Source organism: Piscibacillus sp. B03, assembly GCF_052246295.1.
Classification (GTDB): Bacteria; Bacillota; Bacilli; order Bacillales; family Alkalibacillaceae; genus Piscibacillus.
Genome location: NZ_JBQQCO010000004.1, coordinates 127,875 through 154,317 on the forward strand (window position 1 = coordinate 127,875; position 26,443 = coordinate 154,317).

The following is a 26,443-nucleotide window of genomic DNA, read 5'->3' on the forward strand; positions in this document are numbered from 1 at the left end:
CATAGACGTATTTGCTCTTATGTAGGTAGGTTAATTTTTTCACTTCCCTACCTGCTAAATAATAGCAAATCATGACTTGCTGTGACAATCTTTTCCCCAATATCATTCTAACACTAAACGCGGATTAAATAACATGATTTGCTAATCTGAATGGGAATTTTATTTGACAAATTGTTGTGGTTTTGAACGTAACCCTTGGATTTATGAACGGGTGTTTCAAACTTATGAACGTATCTTTTAACTTTTTGAACGGCTTTCTCGATTTTTTGAACGTAACTTTTGGATTTATGAACGGCTCTTTAAATTTTTTGAACGTAACTTCCAAACTTATAAACGGCATTCGCAACATTATAAACGTAACCTTTACATTTATAAAACGGTTTGGAAAAAACAATCCCCAACTCTAGTTGGGGATTGTTTTTTATTCGCATGTGACTGCTAATTGTTTCACCAGTAACGACGGAGCGGCTACACCATGCCCTTTAGCAAAATCTAAATCGTTTGCTATATCTTCAACATCTTTTAGTAAGTCAAAAAAGTTTCCGGCGATCGTGAGCTGATTGGTAGCTATTTTCACTTGCCCACCTTCAACCACGAATCCTTTCGCTGCGACCGAAAAGTCACCTGATATTTCATTGACACCTGAATGTAGACCTGACAGTTCAGTAATCATGACGCCATCGCCTAAGTCCTGCAGTAACTCATCAAGACTTTTTTTATCTGGCTCTATATAAAAGTTCGACGGCTGCACGGTAAGGGCGTCCTTATAGGATTCACGAAATCCGTGTCCCGTTGACTCAACGGCATCTTTCTTAGCCGTCTTCAAGTTATGAAGTAGCGTTTTTAATTCACCTGACTCTACTAAGCTGAGTTTCTTAGATGCGACCCCTTCATCATCAAAGTTTCGGCCCATTAGAGCATCAGATGATTTCAGAGGGTCATCCAAGATACTAACTTTGGAGTTTGCGATTCGTTCACCGACTTTTTCACCTAAAAGTGACAATCCTTTCTGTACATTCTCTGCAGAAAAAATTGGCGTGAATGCTTGAAGGATTGAAGAAGATGCATCATTCCGTAACACGACTGGGTACGTTTTATTAACAATTTTCTCTGTTTTTAAATAAGATAACGCTTCATTTACCATTTTCTCAGCTATAGCCTTGGCTCTCTCTAAAGACAGATCCTTCAAATATTCATTGTGAGAACCCGTCTTCGTGACCTCGCCCTCCTTAACAATCACAGCTCCACCAAAGATTAAATGACTCTTAGCTTCATTTAACTCTAGCCCTTTACTGTTAAACAAGGCTTTCTCACGCTTTTCTTTAAACGCTGCTATATAGTACGTTCTCGTTACTCGTGGGTCTACAGCATACACTTGCTTCTCGGCCTCTTTAGCAAATTCTACAATCTCATCATTATCTACATTTACCATGTCATCTTCAAAATTCTCATCTGGATATGACGAGCTACCTTCAAAGATAGGTGAAAAGTCCTTTTCCTCAATGATTCTCGCATTTTCTTTAGCACTGTCTAGTAAAAATTCTACCGACGTTTCATCGAGCTTTTCACTGTACGCATAGCCCATTCGCCCATCGTAAAATCCTCTAAAAGATACGCCAGCTTCTTCAGACATCGTATATTCATCGACTTCACCTTGGTCGATCATACAAACAAAGCTTTCAGACTTCTGATAAAACAACTCATAATCTGTAAAACCGAATTTACTAGCTTTTGAGAATAATTGGTTTTTAAACTCATGAATATTCATCTACGCTTCCCCCTTTGTTCCACCGACTGTAAGTTCACTCACTCTTAACGTCGGCTGACCAACGTTGACCGGGATAGACCCTGAAGATGCGCCACACATTCCAGCTCCATGACCAAGATTATTCCCGACCATATCAACTTTTTTAAGCGTATCAGCACCATTTCCAATTAACGTTGCACCGCGTACTGGGCGATCGATTTTTCCATCCTTAATTAAGTAAGCTTCTTCAGCTGCAAAATTATAATCACCAGTGGCTGGATTCACTTGCCCACCTCCCATGTACTTGGTGAAAATTCCATACTCCGTATTTGAAATAATCTCCTCACGAGTGGATTCGCCTGGCGCGATAAACGTATTCGTCATTCTCGACGTTGGGGCAAAACGGTACGACTCGCGACGGCTTGATCCCGTCACATCTTGATCCATGATTCTAGCATTTAATTTATCTACTAAATAACCTTTTAAAACGCCGTCCTCAATTAGCACGTTACGCTTCGCAGGTTCACCCTCATCATCGATATTAATCGAGCCCCACTCATTTTGTAGCGTTCCATCGTCAATATACGTCACTAAATCAGAAGCGACTTTTTCACCAACTTTATTAGAAAAAATAGATTTATTTTTCGCAACGGCCGTTGCCTCTAAACCATGACCACACGCCTCATGGAAGATGACACCGCCAAATTTTTGATCAATAACCACTGGAAAATTTCCACTCGGACACGGATCAGCTCCTAAATTCGTTACCGCAATTCGAGACGCTTCATTGCCGTAAAAATCAGCATTCAAGTTTTCTAGGTGCTCTAATCCACTTAAAGCACCCGAGTTCATATAACCTGTTTCCATACGACTGCCATTAGACGCAACCGATTGGACGGTAAGAATGTTCCTCACGCGTTGGTCCTCTACAAATGTTCCTTCAGAATTCGCGATTAAGACGTTCTGCTCTTCATCTTTTAATCGAATCCGAACTTGTGAAATGGATTCATTATATCGAGTGGCCGCTTCATGAACTTTTCTCAATACGTTCACTTTGCGTGTTTTATCAACCGTTTGTGGCATTTCGATGACCGGGTGAAGCACGTTAGCTTGTTGGAGTTCCAATTCTGGTAATGTAAGTTTTGATTCACCCTGAATTGTTTGCGCCACCTTTTTCGCTGCTTTCAACAATCCTTCCTTGGTAAAATCTGTTGTGTATGTATACGTGCTTTGTATTCCTTTAAACACACGAATGCCAACACCGAAGTCTCGACCAGATAAACTATTTTCGACTAACCCACCTTGTAAGGATAAATTATTCGTTAACCGATCTTCGACGAAAATTTCTGCAAAATCCCCACCAGTACTTAACGCTTCATTCAGGACATCTTGCACGATTGCTTTATTTAGCATCAACCTTCCCCCTTTTTACCAACTACAGCCATTATAACTTAATTTTCCAAAAAATCCGCCCCTTTCAAGTTGGAAAACCTCTCAGTCTAGGGACGGAATTTTACTGAATACTATAATTTCTTATAAAAATTCTGTCACTTTTAACACAACGACTCAATTTTGTTTTATAATACTTAGTAATCCGAAATAATTTTATGGGGAGGAACCAAGATGGCCAAAACTAGATTACAGCGTCATGAAGTACCTGTTGAACAAACATGGAAGTTAGATGATTTATTTCAAACGACTGAGGAGTGGGAGCAAGCTTTAAAAGACATTGAGAACTCTGTTCCAAGTGTGACTCAATACAAAGGCAAGCTTCACGAGGGACCTGAAGTTCTTTACAATTGTTTAGAAGCACAAACTGCTTTACAAGAAAAAGTCATTCCAGTTGCAACGTATGCCAACCTTCGTTCATCTGAAGACGGCACAAATCCTGATAATCAAGCAAACTCAGGAAAAGTCGCATCAACTTTAGCACAAGTTGGAGCTGCCCTTTCGTTTGTCGATTCTGAGATTCTAGCATTACCAGAGGGTACAGTGGAAAAATACCTTGAAGAAAACGATGATTTAAAAGTTTACGAGAACCTATTAAAAGATCTACTCAAATATAAGCCTTATACGTTAGCACCTGAAACCGAAGAAGTGCTAGCATCCCTAACTGAAGTGCACGGTGCGCCGTATACGATCTATCAGCGAAGCAAATCATCTGATATGCAGTTTGATGATTTCGAAGCAAACGGCGATACGTACCAGAACTCATTCGCTTTATTCGAAGATGAGTACGAGCTTTCACCTGATACGAATGTGCGACGCAACGCCTATGTTTCTTTCGTTAACACGCTTAAACAATATCAAAATACGTATGCAGCAACATACGCAACGGAAGTTAAGAAACAAGTTCAGTTAGCTAAAGTGCGCGGTTATGACAACGTCACTCAAATGTTACTTCAACCACAAAAAGTGACCGAAGAAATGTACCATAATCAGCTTGATGTCATTCAAAAAGAATTAGCACCACACATGCGCAAGTATGCGAAATTGAAAAAAGAAGTCCTAGGCTTAGATAAAATGACATTTGCGGACTTAAAAGCACCACTTGATCCGGAATTTAACCCAACCACGACTTATGAAGAGGTTAGCGAGACGATTTTAGAAGCATTATCCGTCATGGGCACTGAATACACGGAGATTATGAAAAAAGGGTTAACGGAACGCTGGGTAGACTACGCTGATAATGTTGGGAAATCAACCGGCGCATTCTGTGCAAGCCCATACGGTTCTCACCCATACATTCTATTGACATGGACAGGTGCGATGCGTGGTGGCTTTATTTTGGCACACGAATTAGGCCATGCAGGTCACTTCTACTTAGCTAACAAAAACCAGCGCGTCTTCAACACACGTCCATCAACTTACTTTGTGGAAGCACCATCGACAATGAATGAGATGCTACTGGCAGACCATTTACTCGAACAACATAAAGACGACAATCGCATGCGCCGTTGGGTGATTTTACAATTACTCGGCACATACTATCATAACTTTGTCACTCACCTATTAGAAGGTGAGTTCCAACGCCGCGTTTACGACTTAGCTGAACAAGGCGTCCCTTTAACAGCTAACGTTCTGAAACAACAAAAACGCGAAGCCCTTGAAAACTTCTGGGGCGATGCAGTCGAACTAGATGAAGGTGCTGAGCTAACATGGATGCGCCAGCCGCATTACTACATGGGACTATACCCATACACTTATTCAGCAGGCCTAACCGCGTCAACACTCGTCTCGCAAAAGATTAAGGAAGAAGGCCAACCCGTTATAGATCGTTGGTTAGAAGTCTTAAAAGCAGGCGGAACGAAAACACCTCAAGAACTCATGGAGTATGCAGGCGTTGACATGACGTCTCCTGAACCCATCAAAAAAGCTGTCGATCACGTCGGTTCACTCGTTGATGATCTCGTCAACAGTTTTGAGACAGCTAAATAATAGGTTATTGGGTGTCCCAAGTTTGGGGCACCTTTTTATTATCTAATTTTAGGATTTATTATCTTAAATCCGGAGTTTATTATCTATTTTTTAATTTTATTATCTAAAATTGGGAGTTTATTATCTAATTTCAAGTTTTATTATCTAAAACGAGTGGTTTATTATCTAATTTTGAATTTTATTATCTATTTTTAACAATAGAGTCTTTTTGACGTATAATAGTCATCAATAGTGATTGTTGGGGGGCTAGCACTTGGAATTAAATCTAAATGAGGTTTCCTTTTCATTATTTTAGGACGTGAGGACCTCATTCAAGCTATAATAACGTCTTTAAAGGACTACCCTTCCGTCAAAGTAGATGACACGTTCACTGGTAGTTATCCATATACAGTGTAGGCGATTATCTCGAATCACGCGCACATACCAACGATTCAAATTGAAATCAATTGGAACATTATCGATACATTTGAGAAGACACATGTGCTTATCAATCACATGGTTCTAGCATGTCAAAAGTTGGAGGAAATGTTATGAACGGATGGCTGATCTATAATGGCAGTTTAAAAATAAAGAAGTTTGAATTGCTTACAGAGCGACTTGTTGCTGAAGCTAATAAAAAAGGCATTGAACTTACGGCCATTGCAAACAACGAACTGTTCCCAACGATCAATTCGAATGGTGAGCTGGACTTGAATTCTTTACAGCCTTTAACGGATCCTGACTTTATCATTTTTTGGGACAAGGATGTTTATTTGGCCGAGCACCTTGAGTTAATGGGCTACCGCCTCTTCAATTCGAAAGATGCAATTGAGCGATGTGACCATAAATCATTAATGCACTTACAATTGGCGAAACAAAAAGTTAAAACGCCTAAAACGATTATAGGTCCGTTTTCATTTAACGAACATGAGGTCTCAGACGATTATGCTGATTACGTGATGGAACAATTAGGTGAAGAGGTTATCTTAAAAGAAGCTTACGGCTCGTTTGGCATGCAAGTTTATAAATTGACTAGCAAAGAAGAGCTTAAGCAAAAAATGAAAGATATTAATGGACGCGATTTCATTTTACAAGAACCGATCAAAACTTCTTTCGGGCGTGACTTGAGAGTGAATATTATTGGCAATGAAATCGTTGGAGCGATGCAACGAGAATTCGAATTAGACTTTAGAGCCAACATCACATTAGGTGGTCAAGGAACACTTACGACACTGACACCAGAGCAAGAAGAACTGGCATTGCAAGCCCACCGAGCATTAGGCTTAGATTTCAGCGGAGTCGATCTATTGTTTGGAGAACAGGATGAACCCATAGTTTGTGAGGTCAATTCGAACGTGAATTATTTAAGCTTTGAAGACATTTCTGGTGTGAACTTTGGAAGTCTATTATTGGATTATATTATAGGAGACATTTCATGAACGGCATTTTAATTTACAACCAACAAGATTACGAGCGTAACTCACATTATGCAGACTGGTTAATGGATTGTGCTCGAGATCAAGGATTGCAGATTGAATTGGTATTCGCTGAGGATCTTTTTAAAAATGGTTTAAATCAAGAAATAACCTTCGCGATTAACCGTAGCCGCAGTTATCAGCTATCGATGTTACTAGAGCTGAACGACATACGGGTATTTAATCAGTCAAGCGTAACCCTTTTAGGAAACAACAAAACAGCCGCTTACTGGCATGCGAAGAAAAATGACGTGCCTTTTTCACCTGTTTTGCTTAATTCCAAGAGTAGGGCACCTATCATTTCAAAGCCTATCCATGGATTTGGCGGGGGGAATGTAAAAGAAACTAATACCGTGTCAGACCTTCAATCGACGATCAATCAAGAAAAGGTAACGAATTTAGTTGGCGACATTCGTTTTTACATCGTGAACAATCAAATCATTCACGCGGTCATTAGAAAAAATAACGGCGAGTTACTTTCTAATTTTAACAAAACCAACCATTGCGAGATATTTAATTACGCCAAGGAACATCAGGCCATCGTCGAACAGTTCATGACTGGTTTAAATATCGATTACGCCGGAGTCGATTTTTTCTTAACAGAGGATGGTAAGCTTTTATTCAACGAACTTGAAGACGTCGTGGGCAGCCGAATGCTCAGTCACCTTAACATTAACAATACAACCGAATTATTAATCAACCATATTAAACAAGAGATCACTTAATGTTTTCCAAGTAAAACTCTAAGTAGGTCTCTACTTTTTTGGCCAGGTCCATAGAATCAACAGACTCATAAAACGCAATCACTTCTCTTATGCGTTTCTCCCCTTGGCTGATCTGCCCTGTCTTCATGTTATAATAGCCTCTTACAACCCTCTTCTCCACCTTTTCATACAGATCTCGATCATCAAGGCCGAGCTGGTCAAGTTTTTCTAAAAACTCCTCGGCATAAGGGTGAACCTGTTCATTTGGGATGCTAGTTAAGTAGATTAACGTATTCAAAAGTACACCCACAATCGTGCTAGCACCATTTTTTATCCCACGATATCGTTCGCTTTTATGGACGGCTGTCCGTGATAACGTGACGACCATGTCGAGCGGAAGTAAGTGCATCGTTAAATTATAAAGATGAGTCTCATACTTCCCCCATACCTCAACATTAAACAAATACTCATATAGAAACTGCAAATCCTCTTCTGAATTCGAGGGTGGTTCGTACTTAATTAAGTCAACGATACGGTCAATTGCAATTTTATTGCACCGTGCTGTTCTAGATCGCGTCTCATTCCACTTTGCAACCTCAGCTTCCTTCATTTGTTTCAAAGTTAGCAGATCATTTTTAATAAAGCATTCTGAGACGCTATCAAAAAAAGCCTCAAAATCATCAGCCTGGTCATTATGTATATAAAAAAATTCATCAAAACTCACCGCTAAACGCGCTAGCAACTGCTTGAATAGACTTAAGGAAATTTCCGATTCATCACGTTCAAATTTTGATAAAAACGAAACAGAGCAGATACCACCCGCTAACTCTTGCAGCGTGTACCCCTTGTGTTTGCGGACCTCTCTTAACGTTTTTCCGTAATTTTCATTCATTACATTCACCTTTTTCCACTATATGAAAATTTTATAACAGTTCACTTCCTTACGTCTATACTTAAGTTAGAGTTTTCACAAAACACGCTCGACACATAGTTTATAAGTGTTTAACTCGAATATATCGACCCCTATTTCAAGTTTATCGACCCCATTTTTAAAAATATCAGCCACGAAATTTGTCGACTCGGTAAAAAACACCATTTTATCGACCCCTAATTCAGATTTATCGACCCTTGCTAGATTAAGTTTATTAAAAAGGAGTGTTCAAATTGAGTTTACTTTTAAAAAACGGGCAAATCTTAGATGTTGAAACTGGTGAAATTGCAGAAGGATCCATACTAATTGAAGGTGATCGAATCGTCGAGATTGGCGACATACACATCGAAGCCGACCAAATCATCGACTTAAAGGGACAATACGTCATACCAGGTCTAATTGATATGCATTGCCATATTAAAGAAGGGTTTGCCCACTTATTCACTGCAGCAGGAGTTACTACCGTAAGAAATACAGCCGGAAATGTTATAGAACTAAGAGACATGATTGACGCACCACCCCAAGCTCATACACCGAGAGTTTACTCTGCAGACAGACTAATAGATGGACCTCCTGGGCTTTGGGGGCCGACCAGTCCATATAGTTTAAACGTAACAGACCCAAATGAAGCAAGGTCTGAAGTTCGCAGACAAGCCCAACAAGGCACTGATTTTATTAAAGTTTATGGGTGGTTGAGTCCTGAGGCCATGGAAGCTGTGACAGATGAGGCAAGCCAGTTAGGATTAGAAGTGATCTGTGATTTAATTCACTCATCACAAGTTAACGCTCTTCAAGCAGTAGAGATGGGCATCAAATGGTTCGAGCATAATTCTGGAGTGATTCAAGCCATCTACCCAGGATGGACACCTTCAAATGACGAAGAATTTCAAATAAATTGGGAGAATCCAAACGTAGAGAAAATTCGTGAAGTGTGCCAAGAATTAATTAAATACAACGTCAACCTATGCCCAACTACTGTCGTTTTTGACCTAGCCAATCAAGCTCACAAAAATTGGTTAGAGGATGATCGTTTTACAAACAATACCTTACAAACTCAATGGACACAAATGACACAACATGCAGATGCTCTCAAAAGTCAGTTAGGCACCCAGACAGAATACATTAAAAGGATTACGAAAACTTTTTATGATTTAGGTGGGACCGTTGTCGCTGGAACAGATACTCCAGGCGGCGTTTGGACTTATCCAGGGATGGCGTTACACCAAGAGCTAAAGTTACTTGTAGATTCAGGATTAACCGAACTTCAAGCTTTACAATGTGCGACCGATACTGCGGCGAAAGCGATGGAAAACGCAGATATAGGCACGATTTCAAAAGGAAAAATAGCTGATTTACTTATTCTTAACTCTAATCCTTTGACAGATATTCGTCATACAAGAGATATAGATTTTATCATAAAAGGCGGCAAAGCCTATACACAAGATGAACTGATTAGGATGCAACCAGATGAGGAAACCCTTAAATATAAACAGGAGTCTTTTCTAGAAGAGTTCGATGCGCAAATGGTAGACTAATAGTAATACTAACACGATGAGGTGAACCAATTGAATAAGGTGATGCTATCCTTTAGCGGAGGAAAAGATTCGGTTTTAGCCCTTCATAAACTAATGAAAGAACCAAATTATGAGGTTTCCTATTTATTAATCACAATGAGTTCAGATTATAACAGAAGTAGCATACATGGTATTAGAGATGAGCTGATTGAAGCACAGGTTAAGGCTCTTAACGTTCCAGTAAAAAAGGTGTTTCTACCAGATCCTTGTCCAAATGAGGTGTACGAGGAAGCTATGAACGATGCCATGGATGAGGCTCTTCAAAGTGGTATCACTCATGTAGCCTTTGGCGATATCAACCTTAAAGACATTAGGGATTATCGCGAAAAACAACTTGAACCCTTGCCGGTCGATGTCATTTTCCCATTATGGGGACACCCCACGAATCATTTAATCGACGAATTTGTTGATTTAGGATTTAAAACTGTCATCACGACCATTGATCCTAACAAAGTTCCAGAAGCATTCTTAGGACAAGTAATAGATAAAAACCTATTAAATAAACTTCCTGATGGTGTTGATCCATGTGGAGAAAATGGTGAGTTTCATACATTTGTGTATGATGGACCATTGTTCAGAGAACCTGTGAAATATAAATTAAAAGATGACGTCGTTAAAGGGGAATTTTACTGGTATCGAGATTTTGACTTAAAATAAGATATCTTAAAATTAAAATTTTACCCTAACTACTATCATTATCCAATACCTTTTTTACTAAATAGGTCTAAGGTTACATTCACATCAACAATGTAATATCACTCACAAAAATTAGGCTATCTTAACTACATTTATCCTATTTCAAAGTTAGTTAGTCTAAAAAACGCCTAAATATCAATGTTTTCTAGCGAAGAAAAATATAACTCTAGTTATAATTGCAGTATGGTTATTTTTACCCGTTAAGTAAAAACTTAATATATAACCATACTATTTTATCATGTCCAATTATCAGAATATTGTTATAATTAACGCGAGCAGTTTATAAAGCAAGGTAGTGGTTGGCCCTTGTCCTGTCTTTGGCGAATAGGAACGATGAAAGGAGGGGTGTTCAGTGAAGTATTACGAAAGTATTTTTGTAATACTGGCGGTGATTGGTGGGCTGACAACTATGTCAGATACACCTGTGATCGTCTTGCCAATGGTCGTATTTGTTGGCAAAAAAGAAGCTGCCTTGCTTTTGGCGGAAGCAAGACAGCGCGTCACTTTTGCGTAATGGGTTTTCGTTAGCCACAACCCTTGTGGCATAAACTGCGGGAGGGGTAGAGAATTGATTTTTCAATTCCTACCCTCTACCCATTTTATACATCTCTATAGAGAATATAACCTTAAATTTAAGTTCTTAATCTCTTTTTATAACATTTCTGAATAAGTCTTACCTTGTAGGAAGTTGTAAAGGTAATCTGGTCCACCAGCTTTAGAGTCTGTACCTGACATATTGAAACCACCGAATGGGTGATAACCAACGATTGCTGCTGTACAACCACGGTTGAAGTATAGATTACCTACGTGGAAGTCCTCTTTAGCCATTTCGATGTGGTTACGGTTATTTGTAATAACAGCACCTGTTAGACCATAGTCTGTGTTGTTAGCGATATCTAGAGCTTCATTGAAGTCTTTTGCTTTAGTGAACGCAACAACTGGTCCGAAAATTTCCTCTTGCATAATTGTAGCTTCTGGGTCTACATCCGCAAAGATTGTAGGGTTAAGGAAGAATCCTTTAGAGTCATCTCCATCTCCACCTAATACAAGCTTACCTTCATTTTTACCTGTTTCAATGTAACCAGAGATCTTATCAAATGCACCCTTGTCTACTACAGGACCCATGAAGTAGTTCTTCTCAGTTGTGTTACCAACTGTGATGTCTTTAGTTAGTTCTGTAACACGCTCTAGTAAATCATCGTAAACGTCTTCATGTGCTACAACGCGAGAGCATGCTGAACATTTTTGACCTTGGAATCCGAATGCAGAGTTCATAATTGATTCTGCTGCTAATTCTAGGTCACTATCGTTATCAACGATAATCGTGTCTTTACCACCCATTTCAGCAACAACGCGTTTTAACCATTTTTGACCTGGTTGAACTTTTGCAGCTTTTTCATAGATTCCAACACCTACATCACGAGAACCTGTGAAACTGATGAAACGAGTTTTAGGGTGTTCAACTAAATAGTCACCGATTTCGCTTCCGCTACCAGGAATGTAGTTAATAACGCCTGCTGGCATACCTGCTTCTTCTAATACTTCCATTAACTTATATGCAATAACAGGTGTTGCACTTGCTGGTTTTAGTAATACTGTGTTACCTGTTACCATTGGTGAAACAGCTGTACCACACATGATAGCGAATAGGAAGTTCCAAGGAGAAACAACAAGGCCTACTCCTAATGGAATGTAACCAAAACGGTTATTTTCAACTGTACGGCTGTTAATTTCTTTACCTTCAGCAATTTCTAGCATTTGACGACCATAATACTCTAGGAAGTCAATACCTTCTGCGATATCTGCATCCGCTTCTTTCCACGGCTTACCGCCTTCATAAATAATCCATGCATTAAATTCAAATTTACGACGACGAACAATTGCCGCTGCACGGAATAGAATGTCCGCACGCATTTCTGGAGTTGATTTTCTCCACCACTCGAATGTTTCGTCGGCAACTTGCATAGCTTTTTCAGCTAATTCTTGATCAGCTTTTGATACATAACCAACTATTTCGTCTTTTTTAGCTGGGTTGAACGATTCAATCTTTCTATCTGTATAGATACGTTCTCCACCAATAATGAGTGGGTACTCTTGACCGAGTTCACTCTTTACTTGGCTAAGAGCTTCTTCCATTGCTTTTTTGTTTTCTTCAACTGTAAAATCTGTGAATGGTTCGTGACGATATGGTTGTACCATATTAAAGCCTCCTTAAATCGTTTTTGACCGCTATTGTAGCGCTTCCATTGTCTATTCTAAACGAAATATGGCAGTCAATCAAATCAAAAATTTTAGATTATTCGTAAATGTGTACACTCGGATCATTTTGGCCAGCTTTACGATAGATTAACGCCTCTTGTTGGCTAGCTGATTCAACAGTAATCTCAACATCATAATCACTAGGGAAATATTCAATTAATAAACTATATAAATGTTGAGAAAATGCGACAACTTCTTGTTGACCGTAAAATTCAATCGGAATGTTGATCGACATTTTTCGTAATTCGTCACCTTCATAAAAACCTCGTCCAATTACACCTGTGTAATTTGGGAAAAAGTTCTGAACTTCTTGAGTAAATTCATTCATCAGCTCATATTGATCATAATAATCTCTTTCGGCTTCATCAGAAGGAAATAACACATGATTTTCATTAATACCGTCCCATCCTTCAACAGATGTTGATAATGGTTCTACGACCGTTTTGGCAACGAAGTTACCAGGTACAATCGCATTACTACTGTTCTCTCTATATAACGCAACCATTACTGGTACACCTTCTAATTCCTCAATATCTCTTATTCTTTCTAAAAGTGAGTCAGCTACCTCTTTCCCTTCTTCTAACATTTCATCATAGCTAATGTCGACTGAATAAGATGGCCCACCTATTTCTGTTCTAAACCTATATTCAGATTTCAACGCGATTCCAATTGCTATACCGCCTAGTTCTACACGTTTATCTTCTGCTCGAACTAAATAATTGTGTTCTAAGACGTGAGAGAAGATCCTTGGATTTTCTTCATGATACTCGCGGTTAGGATTATCTTTATCTGGAGGATTTAATGAATCAATCCAGTCTAGGACTAACCCTTGGTCTAAATATTGCCCCTCCTGAAATAAGTAATCATCAGGATGAAATGTGTCTTTGGCGTGCCGTAATAGTCCAAGTTCCAATTCATCGACATCATAAGAATTGGATATCTGACTAGTAATCGTTCCTCTAGCTACACTTGGTTTATAAGGGACGATTGTTTGATAATCATCTTCATTGTAACGGTTCGGTATAATTTGTGTGACTTCTTCTTCCTCTTGTTGTTGTTCTTCTTCCTCTTGCACAACCTCCTCATCAGACTCATATTGAGGTGTACATGCAGATACGATAAGAAGGAAGATTAATAATACTGCTAACTTCTTCATGTTTTCCACTCCCTATGCATCGAGTGCATCCATCAATTGTTGCTCATTCCAAACTTCAACGTCTAGTTTCTTCGCTTTATCAAGTTTCGAACCGGCATCTTCCCCCGCTATAAGGAGATCTGTTTTCTTACTAACGCTTCCTGTGACTTTCCCACCTAACGCTTCGATTCGTTCCTTCGCTTCACCACGTGATAATTGCTCAAGTTTCCCCGTTAAAACAATTGTTTTTTCAAAGAAAACTGAATCCGAGCTTACTTCAACGCTCATACCGAGATAATCCATGTTCAATCCCAATTCTTTTAACTCGTCAATTAGCTCTTGTACTTGTGGCTTATCAAAATATGTTGCAATGGACTCTGCCATCTTTGAACCAATTTCAGGTACTGCTTCTAATTCCTCTACAGATGCATCCATTAAATGGTCCATCGTTTTAAAATGTGACGCTAACGTATCCGCTGCCTTACTACCGACATAACGTATTCCGAGTCCAAATAACAATCGCTCAAGTGAATTTTCTTTAGAAGCATCAATGGCTGTTAATAAATTCGAAACTGATTTTTCACCCATTCGCTCAAGTTGAATTAAATCTTCATGGTTTAATTTATAAAGATCAGCTATGGTATGAATTAAGTCATTATCAAAAAGTTGTTCAATGACTTTCTCGCCAAGTCCATCAATATTCATTGCATTCCGCGATACAAAATGAATTAGACCTTCTTTTAACTGAGCTTCGCAATTCGGATTTAAACAACGATAAGCAACTTCATCATCGACTTTCTCAATCTTGCTACCACAAACAGGACAGTTTTCAGGCATTCTAAAAACTTTCTCATCTCCAGTGCGTTCTTCATCAACGACACGCACCACTTCAGGGATAATGTCACCTGCCTTTTTAATAACAACCGTGTCACCAATACGGATATCTTTTTCAATAATTAAATCTTCATTGTGTAAGGACGCTCTAGAGACCGTTGTGCCCGCCACTTGTACTGGTTCTAAAATCGCTGTTGGTGTAATGGCACCTGTTCGGCCGACACTTAACTCAATCTCATAAAGCTTTGTCACTGCCTCTTCTGCTGGAAACTTATAAGCAATGGCCCAGCGTGGACTTTTAGCAGTAAATCCGAGCTCTTCTTGCTGATCGATTGAGTCAACTTTAATGACAATTCCATCGATTTCATAATCTAATTCACTACGCTTTAACGTCCATTCTTCTGTGTATTTAATAACATCTTCAATGCTATCAAACGTACGAGTTTCTGGGTTTGTTTTGAAGCCAAGCTTTTTCAAGTATTCTAAACGCTCACTATGGCTACCGATCGAACCTGCTTCCCATTTTCCTACACTATAGACAAACATACTTAAATTACGTTTAGCGGCAATCTTTGGATCGAGTTGACGTAACGATCCTGCCGCGGCGTTTCTTGGGTTAGCGAAAACTTCTAACCCCTCAGCTTCACGGGCTTCATTTAACGCAAGAAATGATCGCTTTGGCATATAAGCTTCCCCACGAACTTCAATCGTTTCGTTTTCTTTGATTTTTAGCGGAATACTTTTAATTGTTTTTAAGTTATTCGTGATGTCCTCACCAGTCTTACCGTCACCACGAGTTGCACCTCTAACGAACTTACCATCCTCATAAGTTAGAGAAACAGCAAGTCCATCTATTTTAAGCTCACACACATAACGATAATTGTTTACCTGCTCACGAATTCGTCGGTCAAAATCGCGTAAATCCTCTTCACCAAACGCATTACCGAGACTTAGCATTGGAACTTCATGGTCCACTTTCACAAATTTATCTAACGGCTCTCCCCCAACGCGCTGACTTGGAGAATCATCCGTTAATAAGTCTGGAAACTGTGTTTCAAGCTCTATTAGTTCATGAAGCTTTTTGTCATAGACATGGTCAGGCACAGATGGGTCATCTAATACGTGATATTCATAGTTATATTGATGTAGTTCATCTTTAAGTTCTTCAATTTTCTTCGTAGCTTCTTCACGATTCATGAAAGGCCACCTCTTTTATTCGATTTTATTCACAGGAGCAAAGTTGGCTAACAACCGCTTAACGCCGACTGGTGATGGAAACGCGATGTCTAACTCTTGGTTATCCCCTTCACCTACAACCTTCACAATGGTACCGACTCCCCACTTCTTGTGCTCAACTTTATCACCAGGAGACCAGTCTTGTGGTGTTGATGGCTTCGGATTAATCTTCTTAGCTCGGCGTTTAGGTTTTGGTTGTACTTCTTTAGATGACAGCTGATTTATTGCTTGATCAAAGCTACCACCAGCTTGGAACGTCATATTACTTAACGTTCCTTCTCGCTCCATTAATTCTTCTGGAATCTCATCGATAAATCGACTACGTTGGTTGCTTTGGCGACGTCCAAAGAACGTACGCGATGAAGCGTAAGTGATATAAAGAAGCTGTTCAGCACGTGTGATTCCAACATATGCCAATCGACGTTCTTCTTCCATTTCCTCTTCATCAAATAACGAACGACTATGAGGGAAGATATTTTCTTCTAATCCTATTAAAAAGACAATTGGAAATTCTAGACCTTTTGCTGAGTGTAACGTCATTAGCGTAACCTTGTTATCCGTCTCTTCATCCGTTGAATCCAGGTCTGACACCAGTGCTAAGTCAGTAAGAAACGCAATGAGTGATTGGTCCTCTTCGTTCGTCTCCTCGAATTGTTTTGTTACGGTTTTGAACTCATCTAGATTCTCTAACCGGCCCTGAGCTTCTAATGATTTATCTTTATTTAACTCCTCTTCGTAACCAGAGCGTGTTAACACTTCTTGGACAAGCTCTGTGACAGTTAAAAATTCCTGCTGCTTACGCCACTGCTCAATTAACGTTCTGAAGTTATGAAGTTGATTGACAGCTTTCTTTGAGATACCGGTAAAATCAGATTCTAATATAGCATCATAAAGCGATTGATCGCTCATTTCCGCATGCATTTGTAGTTTTTCAACTGACGTTTTTCCAATTCCACGCTTCGGGACGTTAACGACACGTAAAAAACTAATATCATCATGTGGATTGGCAATTAACCTTAAGTAAGCTAACAAATCCTTAATCTCTTTACGATCATAGAACTTAGTGCCGCCAATAATTTGATAAGGGATGTTAGACTTCATTAGAACATCCTCCATAGCACGTGACTGAGCGTTCGTACGATAAAGAATGGCAAAATCACGATAATCGCGCTTACCTTCATCTATAATTTCTTGTATTTGATCAATAATGTACCGGGCTTCTTGGCGCTCATCATATGCTTCGTATAGACGAATTTTAGTTCCATCAGGGTTGTCCGTCCATAAATGCTTTGGCTTTCTAGATGTATTCTGCTCAATCACTGTATTGGCCGCATCAAGAATTGTTTTCGTTGAACGGTAGTTTTGTTCCAACAGAATAACTTTGGCATTCGGATAATCTTCTTCAAACGATAAAATGTTATAAATATCTGCGCCGCGCCATTTATAAATCGACTGATCAGAGTCACCTACAACACATAAGTTTTTAAACCGGGAAGCTAATAACTTGACTAGCTGATATTGGGCACGGTTCGTATCCTGATACTCATCGACATGTATGTATTGAAATCGGTTCTGATAAAATTTTAATGTCTCAGGCACACGATCAAATAAATGGAACGTCTCCATGATGAGACCGTCAAAATCAAGTGCTTGGTTTTTCCTTAAAATAGCTTGATACGTTTCATATAACTGGGCAATGACTTCTTCATAATAATTGTTCGCTTCATTTTTAAGTTGTTGAGGTGTTTTGAGTTGGTTTTTTGCACCACTAATCGCGAATAAAACAGACTTTGGATCGTACTGTTTCGAATCAACATTATTCATTCGGAGAGATTCTTTTACTGCTTGAAGTTGGTCTGTCATGTCATAGATGGCAAAGTTTCGGTCAATACCAATTCGGTCACCGTCACGGCGTAAAATCCTAACACATAACGAGTGGAATGTTGACATAATAATGTCCTTTGCATCATCCCCGACTAGACGCTCAACACGGTCTTTCATCTCGCGTGCTGCTTTATTCGTAAATGTAATCGCTAATATGTTGTATGGATTCACATCTTTTTCTGCAAGTAAGTAAGCAATACGGTGTGTTAATACTCTCGTCTTACCACTACCTGCACCGGCCATAATGAGTAATGGCCCTTCTGTATGTTGAACCGCTTCTTGTTGCGGTTGATTCATGCCACTTAATATTTCATTGGCTGTTAAACTCAACTTAGACCCACCTTTATTTCGAATTCACTTTTTTGACAGCATGTACCGTTCGGAGTGCTGCTTTTATATCGTCATAAATGACATTGCCGACAACGACAATGTCAGAACGCTCAGCCATTTCTGTTGCTTGTTCTTTAGTGGTAATGCCACCACCATAGATTAACACAGCCTCATCTAGGGCATCATGAACATTTTTAACTAATTTAGGGTCCCCATAGGTACCGCTGTATTCTAAATAGACAAATGGAAGACGCATTAACTTTTCAGCTGTCTGAGCATAAGCCACAACATCTTCTTCATCTAATCGAATTGAATTAGTATATTGATAAGCTTTTGAATCTGGGTTCAGCATTATGTACCCTTCAGTTAATAGTTCTTCCCAATCAATGAACTCACCATAAGCTTTGACAGCTTCCTGGTGTAATCCTACAATCCATTTACGGTCTTCACTATTTAACACCATTGGAATGAAATAAAAGTCAAAACCAGGTGTTACGGACTCTATATTGGATACTTCTAAAATGCACGGAACTGTAAAACGTCTTACACGCGCAAGCATGTTCAGCACGTCATCTAACGTCACATCATCTGTTCCACCAACGATAATCGCATCTGTGCCAGATTCACAAAGCGCTTCTAGATCATCATCGGAAATTTTTTTGTTCGGATCAAGCTTAAATATGTGTCTCCATTGTCGATAATCTTCAATCACGATTAATTCCTCCAACTGACTTCTTCGCCTTCTCATTATATCAGAAATTAACCAGGAGTTTGAGAGTTTCATCCCTCGTTATAAAGTGTTAATTTTTTGTTAATATGAATGAAGGGATTTTAGGCTTTATTATCAGATTAATAAAGTATAAACGGGCGCTTTAGCTTTTCTTTAAACACTTCATAAAAGTTGAGAAACGTGGTACAATATGCTAATATAAGATATCAATTACATAAAACGTTGAAGGGTTAATAGTAGCTAAGCTCGATGCTACAAGCGATTCAGGGATAGTGTGAGCCTGAAAGTATGGTTTAGTGAAACGGCGACCTGGAGTTTTCGTTCTGAAAGAGGGCATGTGTGTAAATGCGTGTCAATCAGGGTGGAACCGCGGGAGGTCTACTCTCGTCCCTGGGCTGATTAAGGCCCAAGTGGACGAGAGTTTTTTAGTTAAATGTTCAAATATGAGCTACAGGCGGACGCTTTCCGCGGGCACGGCTTCAACTTCTCCGAACTCGTACAACTCGTTCGGAGTGATTTTCAGCTCGTGCTGTTCCCGCAGGAGTCGCCGCCTTTCGCCCATCCCCACTTTCAAACTAACTTAAATTAATAATTAAAAAGGAGGCCAATTACAATGGCAAAAGATATGGAGCAATTAGTGAATCACGCTAAGCATCGTGGATTTGTTTTTCAAGGCTCAGAAATCTATGGTGGCCTAGCGAACACTTGGGATTACGGCCCATTAGGTGTTGAAGTGAAGAAAAACTTAAAAGACGCATGGTGGAAAAAATTCGTCCAACAGTCACCATACAACGTCGGCCTAGACGCAGCTATTCTAATGAACCCAAAAACGTGGGAAGCATCTGGTCACTTAGGTAACTTTAACGACCCAATGATTGATTGTAAAGATTGTAAGTCACGTCACCGCGCTGACCATCTAATCGAAAATCATTTTGAAGCAAAAGGCGAAGAACGTGTTGTCGACGGATTACCTTTTGACGAATTAGAAAAAATCATCCAAGAAGAAGGTATTACGTGCCCGAACTGTGGCTCAAGCAATTTCACAGACATTCGTCAGTTCAACTTAATGTTCAAAACTCACCAAGGCGTCACAGAAGATTCTTCAGACGAAATTTACATGCGTCCTGAAACAGCGCAAGGTATTTTCGTCAACTTTAAAAATGTTCAACGCTCTATGCGTAAGAAGCTGCCTTTCGGTATTGCGCAAATCGGTAAAAGTTTCCGTAACGAAATTACACCTGGCAACTTCATTTTCCGTACGCGTGAGTTCGAACAAATGGAGATGGAATTTTTCTGTAAACCAGGAGAAGAGATGGAATGGTATAACTATTGGTTAGACTTCTGTCACAACTGGTTAACGGATTTAGGGTTAGACAATGACAGAATTCGTCGCCGTGAACATGACGCAGACGAATTATCACACTATAGTAACGCTACAACTGATTTAGAGTATCAGTTCCCATTCGGCTGGGGCGAGCTATGGGGCATTGCGTCTCGTACAGATTACGACTTAAGTAAACATGCCGAGCACTCTGGAGAAGATATGCAGTATATTGATCAACAAACCAACGAACGCTATGTACCGTATGTTATCGAGCCAGCATTAGGCGCAGACCGTTTAGCGTTAGCCTTCTTATCTGATGCATATGAAGAAGAAGAGCTTGAAGATGGTTCGTCTCGTACAGTGATGAAATTCCACCCAGCGATTGCACCATTTAAAGCTGCGATCTTCCCGTTATCTAAAAAGCTAAGTGAAGAGGCTCAGGAAGTTTTCGCTGACTTATCTCAAGACTTCATGGTCGACTACGATGAATCAGGTTCGATCGGTAAACGTTACCGCCGCCACGATGAAATCGGAACGCCATTCTGTATTACGTATGACTTCGATTCAAAAGAAGATGGTCAAGTAACCGTGCGGGACCGTGACACGATGGAACAAAAACGTATGCCAATTTCTGAACTAAAAACTTTCTTACAAGACAAAGTGAAATACTAAACTCTAAAGCCTCTACATCAAGTAGGGGCTTTAAGTATACGGAGGAATCATGATGAAAGCACGTCTATCGGATTGGCTGTGGGTAGGCTTAGGTGGTGCTATAGGGACACTAGCTAGAGGAGGTATCACTGAATTTTTTAGCTTTTCCGCTTTCCCAACAGGCACCTTAATCGTCAATTTAGTCGGAAGTTTACTTTTAGGAGGTTTTACAGCCTACTTATATTTTAAGAAAAACAATACTTTGCACTTATTATTTGGCGTCGGATTTTGTGGATCTTTTACAACCATGTCGATGTTCGCAGCCGATGCCACTCTGTTGTTAGAGAGCTCTGGCGGCCAATTTTTGGCGTATGCTCTAGCTTCAGTAATTGGTGGTATTTTATTAGCCATGCTGGGCTTTTGGATTATTAAAAACCTATACGAAAGGGGCCAAACAGCATGAACCTATTGATTTTAGCCCTAGGCGGCACACTTGGAGCGATTAGTCGTTTTGAAGTTGTCAACTTGTTCGAGAAAAAGCACCCCTTCCCTTTTTCGACACTTGTTGTCAACCTAATCGGCTCAGCACTTCTCGGCATTGTCATGGCCATTTTCGTAGAAACTCAATATGTCTTTACGTTTTTCGCTATCGGCTTTCTTGGTGCGTTTACAACCTTTTCTACCTTCAGCGTTGAGTCCATAAAGCTCATTCAGGAACAACAATGGATTACCTTCATATTATATCTCACCACTACTATTCTAGGCTCAATCCTAGCCTTCACCCTTACATTTTTACTATTTTAAGCAAAACACTTACCACCTTGGGTGAAGTGTGTTATTATTTATTTATAATTATTATAAAGTAATAACTTTTACAATTAAGTGTTTACCTGCAAGTTTTTCAGATTTAGCTGCAGGTTTTAATGAATTACCTGCAGGTTATTTGAATTTACCTGTATGTTTTCTTAATTTACCTGCAGGTTTTTCGAATTTAGCTGCATGTCCTTGACTTTTACCTGCAGGTTTTGTCACTCACACATAAATTGGAGGGGAATGTGATGGAATTATCCAATACGTATAAACAACCATTTTTAGAGAAAATATCCGTTCATAAAGAGCTCGTTTTTGCTATTGTTGGTGGACTTTTACTATTACTTGCTTACTTAAGTGAAATGAATCAAGCAAATGGCATTTGGGTAGCCATGCTTTATACTCTCGCCTACATAATAGGCGGATACTATAAAGCAAAAGAAGGCATTGAAGACCTCATTTATGATAGAAGCTTAAACGTTGAAATTTTAATGATCATAGCAGCTGTTGGAGCTGCATCAATTGGTTATTGGCATGAGGGTGCTATCCTGATTTTCATCTTTTCATTAAGTGGAGCGCTGGAAACTTACTCTCTACAAAAAAGTGAAAAAGATCTATCCAAACTTATTAAACTAGCACCAGAAGAAGCAAACCTAATAACCGAGCATGATACAGTCACGCCAGTTCGGGTAAGCCAGCTTAAAATAGGAGATAGAATTTTAATTAGAAATGGTGAGCGTGTCCCTGCAGATGGAAAAATTATGAGCGGGATCACATCCATTGATGAGTCTACGATTACAGGTGAATCGATGCCTGTCAATAAAGACGTTGGGGATGAGGTGTTTAACGGGACAATGAACGGAAGTGGTTCAATTGTTGTTGAAGTGACTAAAAAGGATGAAGATTCGCTATTTCAAAAGATGATTCGTCTTGTTGAAGAAGCTAAAGGAAATCGCCCTCCTTCTCAACAATTGATAGAAAAAATTGAAGGCCCGTATGTTGTGACTGTATTACTCGTCGTATCACTCATGCTCGTCATACCACCATTCGCTTTTGATTGGAGTTTTGACCAAACCTTTTACCGAGCCATGGTGTTACTAGTAGTTGCATCACCTTGCGCAGTCGTCGCCTCCATCATGCCTGCCTTATTATCCGCAATCAGTTCAGGAGCAAGAAATGGCGTCTTAATGAAAGGCGGCACCTATTTAGAACAGCTATCTAAAGTTAAAGCTGTTGCTTTTGATAAGACAGGAACGATTACAAAAGGCGAGCCGGAGGTTACGGACTTTGAAACTGTAATAGATGACGAAGACATTTTACAAAACATCCTAGCGATTGAAAAACAGTCGAGTCACCCATTAGCACGTGCGATCGTCTCATTTGCTGAAGCTGGTGATAGTACTGGGCAAGTTTCTGTACAGTCAACTGAAGACTTACCTGGCCAAGGAGTTAGAGCTATGATTGGCGAAAGTGTATGGATGCTCGGAAACGAACGACTTATTGAGAAGGTGGATGTTTTTCCAGATGTATTACGTAAAAAACGTGAATTACTTCAAAGTGAAGGCAAAACTGTTGTCTATGTGGCTAAAGATGATAAGTTGGTTGCTGTAATTGGCGTCAAAGACCAAATTAGACCAGAAGCCAAGGCACTCATTCAATTTTTAAATCAACAAGGTGTTAAAACAATCATGATTACTGGTGACCATGAACAGACTGCCGCCTCAATTGGTCATGAAGCTGGTTTGACCGAATGGATTTCGGAATGTTTACCAGAGGAGAAGGTTTTACAAGTTGAAAAACTTAGAGAAGCTTACGGGTCTGTCGCCATGGTCGGCGATGGTGTAAATGACGCACCTGCTATAGCGAAAGCCGATATTGGAATCGCAATGGGCAATGGAACAGACGTTGCGATTGAAACATCGGACTTAGTCTTGATGAACAGCGAACTTCACAAAATTGAACGTTCTTACAAACTATCAACAAAACTGAACCGAATCATTAAACAAAATCTCATATTTTCAATTGCTGTTATTATACTATTAATCACAGCTAACTTTGCCCAAAACTTAACACTTCCACTAGGCGTCATCGGCCACGAAGGCAGTACAATTCTCGTGATCTTGAATGGTCTTCGTCTACTAAAAGGGTAATCGGGAGGAACCTCTTGCGTGAGGTTCTTTTTTATATGATGTTTGTGTAAGATAAACATAAAGTTTAAAGGAACTAACAAATAAAGTACTGTAGGTTTAGTGATCTAATTATGAAAATGCTTAGATAATAAAAAGGCGGTGATTGAAATAACGAGCTTAATAGCCGGATATGGTCTGGATAAGCGTGGTTACATTATAAGTGATGTTAGTAAAGATAAAATTAATGAGGTTTTTAACCGGGCGTTAAAAAGGTTAGAAACAGCTTCTCATGAAGAAGACTTTATAACATATACACAGAATTTCGCTCGTAAACTCATTCGAACATATTATTCAATGGTGATGGCGCGTTCCCAAATTTGGACCACACGCCTCCACGAACAGGCTGAAGTCTTCCTTATTTACTTCACTGAGAAAGAACCAATCGTACGAACTCTCCTAGAGTGGGTAGATCAACCACCAAAGGATTTTAATGTTGTATATGAGTTGTTTAAACGTGAAGGAGAATGGGCTAGTGCGAATTTTATTAATGAAGCTCAATTTCATTAAGGGTTCATAAAAAGCTTTGGCCCTGCCCAAGCTTTTTTGTGTTTGATTAAATCAATAAATTAATAGTAAACTCGTAATTTTATTCAATAACTTTTTATTGATAAACGATAAATTTTATAATAAAATATAATTATTAACACAAGTGAGGTGCTCTTATGAGAAATGGATCAACGTTGTTTTTAAGATTAGCTGTTATTCTCATCGGTCTTCCGATTTTAGCTTTGTGTATTTTCTTAGTACCAAAGATAGGTGAGTTTGCAGCTGAGCTTTATCCTGAAATGTCATACATTAAATATTTAATCATGCTATTATTTTATACTACGGCTATCCCTTTCTATTATGCTTTGTATCAAGCTTTCAAACTGTTAAACTATATTGATAAGAATAAAGCTTTCTCCGAGTTATCTGTGAAAGCCTTGAAGTTGATTAAGTACTGTGCCATTTCGATTAGTGGATTGTATGCGATTGGCATGCCGCTTTTTTATCTAATAGCGGAAAGAGACGATGCGCCCGGCATTATCCTAATAGGAATGATTATTATTTTTGCTTCAATGGTGGTTGCCGTGTTCGCGGCTCTATTACAAAAATTATTACATGAAGCTTTTTATATTAAATCTGAGAACGAGCTAACGGTTTGAGGTGAAAAACATGGCGATTATAATCAATATCGATGTCATGCTAGCGAAAAGGAAAATGAGTGTAACAGAACTATCTGAACGAGTAGGGATTACGATGGCGAACCTATCGATTTTGAAAAACGGTAAAGCAAAAGCAGTGCGTTTTTCAACTTTAGAGGCAATCTGTAAAGCGCTAGATTGCCAGCCCGGGGATATATTAGAGTATCGTGACGATGAAGAAGCACCTGACCAGAAGGGATAAAATGTGTGGGGATTACATCAAAAAATGAAGACGAATATTGGGTGATAGTATATCACCTAGTATTCGTCTTATTTATGGTGGCGTCATCTGTTGCCCCACTTCTTATTTTATTTACCTAAGCTGAATTTCTTCACCACAGGCCGTAGCTAACTTTTGAACTCTTGAAAAGCCTTTTGAATCAGTTAGAAGTATCTGAACGGATTGAACCAATTAAATTATTCACCTTCAAAAATCGTGATGAGTGATGAATAAATAGTAAAAAGAATGCCAAACAAATAATGGATACAACTATTGCAAAAAATGGGCTGAACAACTCAGAGCTCGGATCCTTGCCTACTAAAAATAAGTTCACGAGCGAGAAGATAAACCCAAATGAGAAAACACCTAAAACGTGTTGGGTCACCCGGCTTTTCATAAAATCTTGTAAAGTTCGTGGAGAAAATTGCGTGCTATACGTAGATAAAACAACCATGATGGTAGAGAAGCTAATCGTTGTCATCGTTAGAATGGCTGTTACCATAGATCCATAAATCGTCTGAGTAACACTTTTTTCAGTTAAAAATATAGATGGAATATCGTTTTTTATGGCCGATAAAACCCATTGATCCATTAAACTGATAACTGCTACAGCTAATAATGATAACATGCTATATATGGCTGGTAGGAACCAGAAACTATCTCTTACATTAATCCAGATCTTGCCTTTATTCATTAGAAGTCCTTCTTTCTTGTCTTTGGCATAGTTAATTCATTCCCCTTCACAGCAGTTTTAAAAGTGCAATTTTTTCCTTTTTGAATATCATTAAATGAGTTTTGTCTAATATTTCAAAAAATCTTCTAGTAAAATTCAAATTTTGTCTAGTAAATTTGTGATTTTGTCTAGTAAAAGCAATGAATTGTCTAGTATACAAAAAAATGTCTAGTAAAATTGCACTTAAGGAAAGAGCGCGATGTCCCTTGACCCACTAGATAAAACTTAAAAGACAAGGATAAAAATGCTAACATAAGAAAAACCGGACGTAAAAACCACGTCCGGTCCTCTTTTGGGTTAGTGCTTACCTTTGAATGTATGCGTTTTACCTCTAACATCAATATATTCAACAGGATACATTTCTCCATTACATTGCTCAC

General features: G+C 39.1%; 22 protein-coding genes. 13 read left to right on the forward strand and 9 right to left on the reverse strand.

Translation table 11 applies throughout. The annotated features are described in order from the left end of the window. Positions 1 to 421: 421 nt before the first annotated feature. Together ACTWQB_RS04615 and ACTWQB_RS04620 are read right to left on the reverse strand one after the other, a co-directional pair. The gene (locus ACTWQB_RS04615; RefSeq protein ID WP_443138006.1) at positions 422 to 1,768 is read right to left on the reverse strand and encodes a TldD/PmbA family protein; all 1,347 of its coding nucleotides are present in this window, start codon (positions 1,766 to 1,768) and stop codon (positions 422 to 424) included. Then, positions 1,769 to 3,160, reverse strand: coding sequence for a TldD/PmbA family protein (locus ACTWQB_RS04620; RefSeq protein ID WP_443138007.1), 1,392 nt, complete (start codon positions 3,158 to 3,160; stop codon positions 1,769 to 1,771). Between the two features lie 210 nt (positions 3,161 to 3,370). Here ACTWQB_RS04620 and pepF point away from each other — a divergent pair, with 210 nt between their 5' ends. The 3 genes from pepF (at position 3,371) to ACTWQB_RS04635 (ending at position 7,364) form a co-directional block, all read left to right on the forward strand. After that, positions 3,371 to 5,185, forward strand: coding sequence for an oligoendopeptidase F (gene pepF / locus ACTWQB_RS04625; protein WP_443138008.1), 1,815 nt, complete (start codon positions 3,371 to 3,373; stop codon positions 5,183 to 5,185). Between the two features lie 506 nt (positions 5,186 to 5,691). Next, positions 5,692 to 6,603: an ATP-grasp domain-containing protein gene (locus tag ACTWQB_RS04630; RefSeq protein ID WP_443138009.1), complete on the forward strand. Its 912-nt coding sequence runs from the start codon at positions 5,692 to 5,694 to the stop codon at positions 6,601 to 6,603. Next, complete coding sequence (locus ACTWQB_RS04635) at positions 6,600 to 7,364, forward strand: ATP-grasp domain-containing protein (protein WP_443138010.1); 765 nt, start codon at positions 6,600 to 6,602, stop codon at positions 7,362 to 7,364. Before ACTWQB_RS04630 ends, ACTWQB_RS04635 begins: the two co-directional genes overlap by 4 nt. On the opposite strand, the gene ACTWQB_RS04640 is transcribed toward ACTWQB_RS04635, so the two are convergent. After that, positions 7,357 to 8,235, reverse strand: coding sequence for an Rgg family transcriptional regulator (locus ACTWQB_RS04640; protein WP_443138011.1), 879 nt, complete (start codon positions 8,233 to 8,235; stop codon positions 7,357 to 7,359). The two genes, ACTWQB_RS04635 and ACTWQB_RS04640, sit on opposite strands and share 8 nt — an antisense overlap. Before the next feature lie 272 nt (positions 8,236 to 8,507). Here ACTWQB_RS04640 and ACTWQB_RS04645 point away from each other — a divergent pair, with 272 nt between their 5' ends. The 3 genes from ACTWQB_RS04645 (at position 8,508) to ACTWQB_RS04655 (ending at position 11,058) form a co-directional block, all read left to right on the forward strand. Continuing rightward, the gene (locus ACTWQB_RS04645; protein ID WP_443138012.1) at positions 8,508 to 9,809 is read left to right on the forward strand and encodes an amidohydrolase family protein; all 1,302 of its coding nucleotides are present in this window, start codon (positions 8,508 to 8,510) and stop codon (positions 9,807 to 9,809) included. 42 nt (positions 9,810 to 9,851) lie between these two features. Continuing rightward, on the forward strand, positions 9,852 to 10,505 hold the full coding sequence (locus tag ACTWQB_RS04650) for a diphthine--ammonia ligase (protein ID WP_443138032.1): 654 nt from the start codon (positions 9,852 to 9,854) through the stop codon (positions 10,503 to 10,505). Positions 10,506 to 10,896: 391 nt separating this feature from the next. Next, a complete protein-coding gene (locus tag ACTWQB_RS04655) occupies positions 10,897 to 11,058 on the forward strand; it encodes a hypothetical protein (RefSeq protein WP_443138013.1) in 162 nt (53 codons plus the stop codon). Positions 11,059 to 11,195: 137 nt separating this feature from the next. On the opposite strand, the gene pruA is transcribed toward ACTWQB_RS04655, so the two are convergent. The 5 genes from pruA to ACTWQB_RS04680 all read right to left on the reverse strand — a co-directional run bounded on the left by pruA (position 11,196) and on the right by ACTWQB_RS04680 (position 18,931). Further along, entirely contained in the window at positions 11,196 to 12,743 is a 1,548-nt protein-coding gene (gene pruA / locus ACTWQB_RS04660) for an L-glutamate gamma-semialdehyde dehydrogenase (protein WP_443138014.1), read from the reverse strand. Between the two features lie 97 nt (positions 12,744 to 12,840). After that, complete coding sequence (locus tag ACTWQB_RS04665; protein WP_443138015.1) at positions 12,841 to 13,959, reverse strand: CamS family sex pheromone protein; 1,119 nt, start codon at positions 13,957 to 13,959, stop codon at positions 12,841 to 12,843. A gap of 12 nt (positions 13,960 to 13,971) precedes the next feature. After that, a complete protein-coding gene (gene ligA / locus ACTWQB_RS04670) occupies positions 13,972 to 15,969 on the reverse strand; it encodes an NAD-dependent DNA ligase LigA (protein ID WP_443138016.1) in 1,998 nt (665 codons plus the stop codon). Between the two features lie 15 nt (positions 15,970 to 15,984). Continuing rightward, positions 15,985 to 18,222 (reverse strand): DNA helicase PcrA, encoded by a 2,238-nt coding sequence (pcrA, locus tag ACTWQB_RS04675; RefSeq protein ID WP_443138017.1) that lies wholly within the window; start codon positions 18,220 to 18,222, stop codon positions 15,985 to 15,987. A 13-nt stretch (positions 18,223 to 18,235) separates the two neighbouring features. Beyond that, positions 18,236 to 18,931, reverse strand: a complete 696-nt coding sequence (locus ACTWQB_RS04680; RefSeq protein WP_443138033.1) for a heptaprenylglyceryl phosphate synthase — start codon at positions 18,929 to 18,931, stop codon at positions 18,236 to 18,238. A gap of 634 nt (positions 18,932 to 19,565) precedes the next feature. Between ACTWQB_RS04680 and ACTWQB_RS04685 the strand changes: the two genes are divergently transcribed. From ACTWQB_RS04685 to ACTWQB_RS04715, 7 genes are all read left to right on the forward strand, one after another. After that, complete coding sequence (locus tag ACTWQB_RS04685; RefSeq protein WP_443138018.1) at positions 19,566 to 20,948, forward strand: glycine--tRNA ligase; 1,383 nt, start codon at positions 19,566 to 19,568, stop codon at positions 20,946 to 20,948. 52 nt (positions 20,949 to 21,000) lie between these two features. After that, positions 21,001 to 21,390, forward strand: a complete 390-nt coding sequence (locus tag ACTWQB_RS04690) for a fluoride efflux transporter FluC (protein WP_443138019.1) — start codon at positions 21,001 to 21,003, stop codon at positions 21,388 to 21,390. Beyond that, positions 21,387 to 21,731: a fluoride efflux transporter FluC gene (locus ACTWQB_RS04695; protein ID WP_443138020.1), complete on the forward strand. Its 345-nt coding sequence runs from the start codon at positions 21,387 to 21,389 to the stop codon at positions 21,729 to 21,731. The genes ACTWQB_RS04690 and ACTWQB_RS04695 overlap by 4 nt, the downstream gene beginning before the upstream one ends. Before the next feature lie 254 nt (positions 21,732 to 21,985). Continuing rightward, on the forward strand, positions 21,986 to 23,887 hold the full coding sequence (locus tag ACTWQB_RS04700; protein WP_443138021.1) for a heavy metal translocating P-type ATPase: 1,902 nt from the start codon (positions 21,986 to 21,988) through the stop codon (positions 23,885 to 23,887). 138 nt (positions 23,888 to 24,025) lie between these two features. After that, positions 24,026 to 24,433, forward strand: a complete 408-nt coding sequence (locus ACTWQB_RS04705; RefSeq protein WP_443138022.1) for a hypothetical protein — start codon at positions 24,026 to 24,028, stop codon at positions 24,431 to 24,433. 155 nt (positions 24,434 to 24,588) lie between these two features. Next, positions 24,589 to 25,071, forward strand: a complete 483-nt coding sequence (locus ACTWQB_RS04710) for a DUF2975 domain-containing protein (protein ID WP_443138023.1) — start codon at positions 24,589 to 24,591, stop codon at positions 25,069 to 25,071. 10 nt (positions 25,072 to 25,081) lie between these two features. After that, entirely contained in the window at positions 25,082 to 25,312 is a 231-nt protein-coding gene (locus tag ACTWQB_RS04715; RefSeq protein ID WP_443138024.1) for a helix-turn-helix domain-containing protein, read from the forward strand. Between the two features lie 178 nt (positions 25,313 to 25,490). On the opposite strand, the gene ACTWQB_RS04720 is transcribed toward ACTWQB_RS04715, so the two are convergent. Then, positions 25,491 to 26,024 carry a DUF2254 family protein gene (locus ACTWQB_RS04720; protein ID WP_443138025.1) on the reverse strand — a complete coding sequence of 178 codons (534 nt, stop codon included), beginning with the start codon at positions 26,022 to 26,024 and terminating at the stop codon, positions 25,491 to 25,493. Between the last annotated feature and the right edge of the window lie 419 nt (positions 26,025 to 26,443).